Raw genomic sequence first — 8,179 nt, 5'->3', positions numbered from 1 at the left:
ATGCGCATCAACCTGCGGGCGGCAGCCGTGTCTCGCCTGGCCTGCACCAGCACCTCGAGCACCTCGCCCTCGGCATCGACGGCCCGCCAGAGATACATCTGCTTGCCGCCGACCCGGATGAACATCTCGTCGAGGTGCCCGCGCCGGTGCGGTGCCGGGCGCTGCGCCCGAAGGCGCCGCGCGATCCTCGGGCCGAACGCGCTCACCCACCGGCGGATCGTCTCGTACGACACCTCGATGCCGCGTTCGGCGAGCAGGTCCTCGATGTCGCGGTAGCTGAGGGTGAATCGGAGATAATCCAGACGGCGCGATGAATCACGTCGGATGGAAAGCGGTAGCCGGCATAGTCAGGCGGGGTCATGGCTACCGCTACTCTGCCCGCGGGCGCCCCGCAACTCCGTGAACGTGACAAGCCCCAGCAGGAAGCCTCGCGGGTCTTTGACGCCCTTGGAGCCGAGCGAGGCGATCCGATCCCTAGGATCGCTGCCCCATCACCGTCTCGCTATGGACAGCGCCGAATCCCTCTTGCCCGCGTCAAGCCGGAATATGCACAATCATCGAAGCTTCTGCTTGAGTACAAAGACACCCGGCGGTATGGACCGCTGTATACCTCCGCGCTATCTCTCAATCATATGCGATGCGTCGGCATCGTATATTGTGACTCATGTTTGAGGTCGGTGTTCATTAACGGGGTGGGCACGTAAGTATAGGCGAGGACGGCTCGCTGTATCGCACTGATGAGGCGTATAACGACGCCTGTAGTACACGTATCTCGCGGATTTGAGAGATAGGGGCTGGGAATGTCATCTCACCGACGGGTCGTGAATGGCGCCCTCGAAATGGGTCTGGTGATCGCTTGGAGCTCTGGCTTCATCGGCGCCCGGATGGCGGCCGACACCACCTCCATCTACCAAGTCTTGTTCTGGCGCTTTGCGCTCGTGACCCTTGTCCTCGCGCCCTTCGTGGCGCTTCAGATGCGCAAGGGCCTCACGGCGAGGGATCTCGCGATTCAGGCGCTCCTCGGGGTGCTCGCGATGTTCGCCTACCTCGCCCTCGGGGTGAAATCCATCGCCCTCGGCGTGCCGACGGGAACCGCCGCGCTGATCTCGGCGCTGCAGCCCCTCATGACTGCGGCGCTGGCGGGCCCGCTCCTGGGCGAGCTCGTCCGCGGCCGCCAATGGGCGGGCCTCGCGCTCGGCTTCTGCGGCGTCGCGCTGGCCGTCGGCGGTGAAGCCGGCCAGGCCCCGGCCCTCGCCTACGGGCTCTCGTTCGGCGCGACCGTTGCGCTCGTCATCGCCACCCTCGCCGCCAAGGCCTTGAATTCGGCGGTGAGTCTGGTCGCGGGACTCGGCATCCAGAGCGCGGTCACCGCCTTGTTGTTCATGCCGCTCGCGATCGGCGACGGAGGCCTGGTGCCGACAGTGACGGCCCAGTTCGCCGCGGCTGTCGCCTGGTTCATCGTCTTCTCGACCATCATCGGCTACGGCCTCTACTGGCTCTGCCTGCAGAGAAGCTCGGCCACCCGGATCGGCAGCCTGATCTATCTCACCCCGCCGGTCACCATGATCTGGGGATGGGCCATGTTCGGCGAGCCCCTGCACCCGGCAGCGGTCGGAGCGCTCGCGCTCTGTGCGGCCGGCGTCTACCTCGCCAGGCAGCCGCAGCCGGCACCGGCCTCGCCATCCAACGCGACATAGCCCCTCCAAGCGGAGCGAACGATGACCGACACGCCCCTGAACACAGGCACCCCCCGGTACCCCTCAGTCATCGACGTCGTGGGCGGCACGCCTCTGGTGCGGCTGGCCAAGCTGTTCCCCCAGCCGCACATCACCGTCCTGGCAAAGCTCGAGTTTCTCAACCCCACGGGCAGCATCAAGGATCGCAGCCTCCGCCACATCATCGCCGATGCCGAGCGCTCGGGACGCCTCACCCCCGGCGGCATGATCGTCGAGAACACGTCCGGCAACTCGGGCGCCGCCATCGCCATGATCGCGGCGGCCAGGGGCTATCGAGCCGTCCTGACGATGCCGGACAAGGTCAGCTCCGAGAAGCAGAGCGTGCTCAAGGCGCTCGGGGCGGAGATCGTCGTCTGCCCGACCGGCGCCGCACCCGGCGCCCCGGATCACTATGTCCAGCGGGCGCGGGACATCGCGGCGTCGATCCCCGGGTCGTTCATGATCAACCAGTACGACAATCTTAAGAATGCCGAGGCCCACTATCTCGGAACGGCGCCGGAGAGCTGGGAACAGGCCGGGGGCCGCATCGACTGTTTTGTCGCGAGCGGAAGCACCGGAGGCACTGTGTCCGGCATCGGCCGCTACCTGAAGGAACGGAATCCCGAGCTTCACATTCTCCTGCCTGGACCCGGTCGGCTCCATCTACTTCCGGTATTTTAATACCGGCTCCTTCGATCGCTCCGACATCGGCACATATCAGATCGAGGGCGTGGGGGAGGACCACATTGCCGGATGCATGAACTTCGGGGTCATCGACGAGGTGCTCCAGTTCAACGACGACGACGCATTAAAGGCTGCAAGGGCGCTGGCCGAAGCGGAAGGAATTCTCGCCGGCGGAAGCTCTGGAGCGAACATCTGGGGCTGCATGCAACTCGCCAAGCGCCTCGACGAACCTGCCACTATCGTGACGGTCCTTCCCGACACAGGCCTGAAATACCTCTCGAAAATCTATAACGCGCCAATGGTTTAGAGGCTCCGCCCAGACTCCAGGCCCGATCCAACGACGCGCCGGCAGTCGGTGAAAGGAATCGCGGATGCGCAGCGCGACGCCGAAATGCCGCGACCAACTCCTCCAAGCGACCCCGGGCAGAAGCGTTCACTGCACAACTCGTCGACGCATGGACCGACCGACGCGCAGGCAGCGGTTCGGGTGCCGTGCTCCTGGGCTTTGTCCCAAATCCGCCGCCTTGATGACGATTGCAGACTGCTGATAGGAACGCCAGGCATCCTAGGGTCCGGGACCTTCTCCGAGCTGTACTAACCGGAGACCCGCCTTGCTTTCGACGTCCCCATGACCGGCACGCTGACCCTCCTGACGCTCGCAGGCGATGTGGCGCTGCTGCTGTGGGGCGTGCACATGGTCTCGACCGGGGTGATGCGCGCCTTCGGCTCGGATTTGCGGCGGGTGCTGGGGGAGAGCCTGCGCTACCGCGCCAACGCCTTCCTCGTCGGCCTCGGGGTGACCGCAGCGCTGCAGAGCAGCACCGCCTCCGGGCTCATGGCGACCTCCTTTGTCGCCTCGGGCGTGATCGGCTTGACCCCGGCGCTTGCAGTCATGCTCGGCGCCAATGTCGGCACGACCCTGATCGTGCAGATCCTGTCCTTCAAGATCTCGCTGGTCGCGCCCATCCTGATCCTGGTCGGCGTCATCGCCTTCAAGCACGGCGGCCGCACCCGCACCCGCGATCTCGGCCGGGTCTGGATCGGCCTCGGCCTGATCCTCCTGGCTTTGCACATGCTGGTGGTGACGATCGAGCCCGCGGCCCAGGTGCCGGCGTTGCGCGCGGTGTTTGGTGTCGTCGCCTCGGCCCCGGTGGTTGGCGTACTGATCACCGCGGTCCTGGCCTGGGCGGCCCATTCCTCCGTCGCCGTCGTCCTCCTGATCATGTCCCTGGCCGGTGCGGGGGTGGTCCCGTCGACCGCCGTGATCGCGCTCGTGCTCGGCGCCAATCTCGGCAGCGCCATCAACCCGGTGCTGGAGGGGGCGGGCAGCGGCAGCCCGGCCACCCGGCGGCTGCCGGTCGGCAATCTCTTGACCCGCGTCATCGGTGTCGTCATCGCGCTGCCGCTAGCCACCCCGATCGTCGAGCTGCTGCTCCGGCTCGAAGCCGACCCGACGCGCTCGGCCGTCAACTTCCACACCGCGTTCAATCTCGCACTCGCGATTCCCTTCTTCGTCGTCCTCCCCGCGACCGCGCGGTTCCTGGAGCGCCTGCTGCCGGACCGGCCGGCCGCGGTCCAGGATCCGGGCACGCCGATCCATCTCGACGAGAGCGCCCTGTCCGATCCGCATCTCGCCCTGGCCAACGCCGCCCGCGAGACGCTGCGCATGGCCGACATCGTCGAGGCGATGCTGCGCGGCGTGATCGACGCCTTCCGGACCGAGGACCGCAAGCGTGTCATCGAGATCAGCCGGACGGACGACGACGTCGACAGCCTGCACCGCGCCATCAAGCTGTACCTGACGAAGATCAGCCGCGACGGCTTCGACGAGGAGGCCAGCCGCCGCTACTCCGATGTGCTCAGCTTCGCCATCAACCTCGAGCACATCGGCGACGTCATCGACAAGAACCTGATGGAGCTGGCGACCAAGAAGATCCGCTTCCGCCTGACCTTCTCCCCGGAGGGGACAGAGGAGATCCACGCCATGTGCGAGCGCCTGCTGGGCAACCTGAAGCTCGCCATCGCCGTGTTCATGACCGGCGACGTTCATTCCGCCGCCAGGCTGATCGCCGAGAAGGAGGTGTTCCGTGAGCTCGAGCGCCAGGCCATCGAAACGCATTTCGCGCGGCTGCGCGAAGGCCGGCCGGAGAGCATCGAGACCAGCGCACTGCACCTCGACATCCTGCGTGATACGAGGCGCATCAACTCTCACATTGCAGCCGTCGGATACCTGGCGCTCGATGCCGCCAACGCAGCCCGCCCGAAGTCAGTGCAGGAGCGGTCGTCCAGCTGGGCCGAGGCGGCGCTCGACCGCGGCGGCTAGCGCTCGGCGCTGGCAGATCGCGCAGGACAGGGGCGCTAGAATGTCCCACGGCCCCAACGGCCGTGGGACACGGAAAAGGATGTGCAGACAACGACATAGCCGCCGGCGTGTGCCGGCGCTTTCATCTTGCTATCGCGCGCCCCCTCCCGCCGCCAGCCGCCCCACGCCCGCCCATCTGCGATCCATCAAATGCAATCTATCCATCTGCCGGCCTCCGAGAACGAAGAGCGGCCGGTCCGTCTGACCGCTCTCCGAGGCCTCGATAGGGCCGTTCAGACGCCGTTTCGGAACGCGAATTCGGCGCTCGGACGATCGTCGAATTCATGCATTATGAGCATCATCTGAAGCTTGCGGGTGGGGTCGACGACGCCGCTCGCGACCCAATATCGGCCACGGAAAACGCCCAGGATCCGCACGAGATCCGAGCCCTCGACCTCATAGTCGTCGAGGCCTTCATAGGCGCCGAGATCGCGTTCGGCGATGCGTCCGTCCCAGATGAACTCGCCCAGTTCGGCAGTGACGAACCGCTCGATCACGGCATCGAGTCCGTCGGGTCCGAACTCGATCTCGAGGTCGCGGACGAGCTGCGGGAAGTGGTCGAACGATGCATGCGGATGGTCGAGAGTGCACATCGGATCCTCCGTGATTGAGCTGTCCTTCTCGTCGAGGACATCTCCCAGGAGCAGCCGGCGAAGGCTCCGTCAGGGACGCCGAAGGCGCCGCGGAGCGGGGCGTGGGGGAGCCGAGATGCGAAGCATCTCGGGGGGACCGCGCATCCTTGACGGAGGCTTCGCTTCCGGCTCACCAATCGGCGGAGCTACCACTTGCGCCTTGAAAGCACCGAGCGCACGGCGATGGCGGCTATTTCCTGGACTTATCCCGCGGCCGAGCTTCTTGCGCTCGAGGCGCAGAACCGCCGGGCCGAGGCGGCGGTGCCGGTCGATGCCGGCCTGTCCCTCGATCATCTCCGCTTCCGCTACGCCATCACCGGCGACCACCCGCCCTGGCGGCCGGTCCAGGCGTTTGACGACGGGTCCAAGGTCTACATCCAGTTCCCGCGGCGGATCGACCAGGGCGAGATGCCGCCGCTGTTCGTGGTCGGACCGGACGGCGGCAACGAGCTCGTCAACTACCGAGTGCGGGGTCCGTACTACATCGTCGACCGCCTTTTCGCGGCGGCTGAGCTCAGGCTCGGCGAGGCCCCGCAGCAGGTGGTCCGGATCAGCCGGACAGACGGGCGATGAGCGGGACGCCGCGCGAGCCCATGCCGAAGCTTCCGCCCGAGGCTCTGGTGCTGCGAGCGCGGCCGCGACGCGCGGTCCGGTTCCGGCGACGGCTGGTGATCGTGCTCGCGGCGCTCTTCTGTGCGGCCGTGTTTGGCGCCGCGTGGCTCGCGCTCGAAGGCAGGTCCTGGCGGCCCGGGCGCGAACCGCCAGCCGAGTTCGGGCGCAAGGCGACGCCGGACGGGCTTCTGGCGCTGCCGGACAGCTACGACCAGATCCCGAAGCCTGTGCCCCAGCTCGGGCCGCCTCTGCCCGGTGATCTCGGCATGCCCGTGATCGAGCGGGAGAAAGCGCTCGGCGTCGCGCCGCCGGCGCAAGGGCTCAGGCCCGATCCAGAGGCAGACGCCTCCCGCGCCGAGCGGCTCCGGCTGGCGCAGCAGGGGCGCCAAGCCCGCGAGGCCGGCGTCTTCTTCCGCATCTCGAACGAGGCCGAGAACGAGGAGGGCCGCCCGGCTGGGGGCGGAGAGGCGCAATCGACAACCGGATCGAAACGGCTCGGCCCCGGCCTTGCGCCTCAGTTGGGGGCGCAGCAGCGAAAGCTCGATTTTCTGAATGCACCGGCCGAGGAGCAGATCTACAACGCGCATACCTTGCAGCGGCAGATCTCGCCCTATCAGGTGATCGCGGGAACCGTGATCGCGGCGAGCCTGCTCACGGGGCTCGACTCAGACCTGCCGGGCTTGGTGACGGCACAGGTGACGGAGAACGTCCACGATAGCGTGACCGGCCGTGTTCTGCTGATCCCGCAGGGGGCGAAGCTCATCGGTCGCTACGACAGCGACATCGCTCACGGCCAGAATCGAGTGCTGCTCGCCTGGCAGCGCCTTGTCCTTCCCAATGGAAGATCGATCGTGCTTGACAATCTGCCGGCGACGGACCTGGCCGGCCGTGCCGGTCTCGAGGACGAGGTCGACGTCCACGGCTGGGAGCTTCTGAAGGGTGTCGTCCTCTCGACGCTTCTCGGCATCGGCACCGAACTCACCTTTGGCGATGACGAGGACGATCTCGTCCGCGCGCTCCGGCAATCGACACAGCAGAGTGCAAACCAGGCCGGCCAGCGGATCACGGAGCGGGCGCTCGACATCCAGCCGACGCTGAAAGTGCGGGCTGGCTGGCCGCTTCGCGTCATCGTGCACAAGGATCTCGTGCTCGAGCCCTACCAGGGATGAAGAGGAGTGCCATGCCAGATCTCAAGCTTCGTCGGCTGCCGGACCGCAATTCGGTCAGGATCTCGTTCCGGGCCAGCCCGGAGCTCGCGCGATCGCTCCAGGCCTATGCCGCGCTTTACCGCGAGACCTATGGCCAAGCGCAGCCGTTACCCGATCTCATTCCCTACATGCTGGAGAGCTTTCTTGCGGGGGATCGTGCCTTTGTCCTCGCCCAGAAGGCCGGGCGACCGGACGGCGGGCGACCACGGTCCGATCTCTTCGCACCATCGCCGGAGAAGGAGGCGTGAGTTCCCGGACGGCTTCCGCCTTCGATCCGAGCCCGCCAGCCGGATGCCGCCCGATTGTGTGGGATCCAGCCGGATCTTCATGAGCCGATGGCGCGGGGCCTCAGGGCTTTGAGCGCGCGCCCGGGGCGACCGGGGCCGCCGGAGCCTGCGGCCGCGCCCGCGTGGCCGCGGCAAATCCGTCCGGCTTGAGCGACGGCGGATCCTGGACCGCATAGGCAAGCTCCCGGTCGACAATGCGCATCTGGGCTGGGCTCAGCCAATGACGCTGGACGATCTGCATGCGGATAGAGCGGAGGCGTTCCGCGTTGGCCGTCGAGAGCCTGCCGCTCGCGAGGCAGCGATCGATCCAGTGGGCCACTGTGTAGCATTGGAGCAGGATGTCGTGACTCAGGCGCGGCGCGGTCCGATCGCATCGCTCCATGACCCGGCGGACGGAGGCGAGGAGCTCCGGAGTCAACCGGTCCTCACGATAGGCCTCGTAGGCCGGCCGCAGATGGTCGAACGCGAGACCGGTAAAGCCGAGGCGCGGCAGTCGCTGGAATCGGAGGAGGAGGTACTCCAGTGCGCGGCGATCCGACGGATTGGCGGCCGGTCCCCGCGGCCGGACAGCATCGCGCGTCTCGGCTTCGCCGTCCGGCGGCCCCCGCTCGGAAGGTATTACGCCCGTTGTCAGATCGGGCGGGACGGCGCCATCCATGCGTCCCCATCGGCGTGCGCA

8 protein-coding genes and 2 pseudogenes are annotated in these 8,179 nt (G+C 67.0%); 7 read left to right on the top strand and 3 right to left on the bottom strand.

The genetic code is table 11. The annotated features are described in order from the left end of the window. Positions 1–361 (bottom strand): annotated as a pseudogene (locus FFK22_RS40045) (IS6 family transposase); the annotation flags it as partial. A gap of 478 nt (positions 362–839) precedes the next feature. On the opposite strand from FFK22_RS40045, the gene FFK22_RS40040 reads away from it, so the two are divergent. From FFK22_RS40040 to FFK22_RS40030, 4 genes are all read left to right on the top strand, one after another. Then, a complete protein-coding gene (locus FFK22_RS40040) occupies positions 840–1,697 on the top strand; it encodes a DMT family transporter (RefSeq protein ID WP_186002928.1) in 858 nt (285 codons plus the stop codon). A gap of 21 nt (positions 1,698–1,718) precedes the next feature. Further along, entirely contained in the window at positions 1,719–2,396 is a 678-nt protein-coding gene (locus FFK22_RS40035; RefSeq protein WP_221939238.1) for a PLP-dependent cysteine synthase family protein, read from the top strand. Next, positions 2,335–2,706 carry a pyridoxal-phosphate dependent enzyme gene (locus FFK22_RS44160; protein WP_221939239.1) on the top strand — a complete coding sequence of 124 codons (372 nt, stop codon included), beginning with the start codon at positions 2,335–2,337 and terminating at the stop codon, positions 2,704–2,706. Before FFK22_RS40035 ends, FFK22_RS44160 begins: the two co-directional genes overlap by 62 nt. Before the next feature lie 321 nt (positions 2,707–3,027). Continuing rightward, positions 3,028–4,722, top strand: a complete 1,695-nt coding sequence (locus FFK22_RS40030; RefSeq protein ID WP_138893390.1) for a Na/Pi cotransporter family protein — start codon at positions 3,028–3,030, stop codon at positions 4,720–4,722. Between the two features lie 272 nt (positions 4,723–4,994). Here FFK22_RS40030 and FFK22_RS40025 read toward each other — a convergent pair whose 3' ends face one another. Further along, on the bottom strand, positions 4,995–5,354 hold the full coding sequence (locus tag FFK22_RS40025; RefSeq protein ID WP_138893391.1) for a hypothetical protein: 360 nt from the start codon (positions 5,352–5,354) through the stop codon (positions 4,995–4,997). A 171-nt stretch (positions 5,355–5,525) separates the two neighbouring features. On the opposite strand from FFK22_RS40025, the pseudogene FFK22_RS40020 reads away from it, so the two are divergent. The 3 genes and pseudogenes from FFK22_RS40020 to FFK22_RS40010 form a co-directional block, all read left to right on the top strand. Next, a pseudogene (locus FFK22_RS40020) lies at positions 5,526–5,966 on the top strand (TrbG/VirB9 family P-type conjugative transfer protein); the annotation flags it as partial. Then, complete coding sequence (locus FFK22_RS40015) at positions 5,963–7,174, top strand: TrbI/VirB10 family protein (RefSeq protein WP_138893393.1); 1,212 nt, start codon at positions 5,963–5,965, stop codon at positions 7,172–7,174. The pseudogene FFK22_RS40020 and the gene FFK22_RS40015, both read left to right, overlap by 4 nt. 11 nt (positions 7,175–7,185) lie before the next feature. Continuing rightward, positions 7,186–7,461: a DUF2274 domain-containing protein gene (locus FFK22_RS40010; RefSeq protein WP_138893394.1), complete on the top strand. Its 276-nt coding sequence runs from the start codon at positions 7,186–7,188 to the stop codon at positions 7,459–7,461. A gap of 100 nt (positions 7,462–7,561) precedes the next feature. On the opposite strand, the gene FFK22_RS40005 is transcribed toward FFK22_RS40010, so the two are convergent. Continuing rightward, the coding region (locus tag FFK22_RS40005; protein ID WP_221939237.1) for a hypothetical protein at positions 7,562–8,179 on the bottom strand (618 nt) is incomplete at its 5' end.

It is taken from the genome of Mycobacterium sp. KBS0706, assembly GCF_005938675.2.
Classification (GTDB): domain Bacteria; phylum Pseudomonadota; class Alphaproteobacteria; order DSM-16000; family Inquilinaceae; genus Inquilinus.
This window is presented reverse-complemented; position numbering and strand designations above follow the sequence as displayed.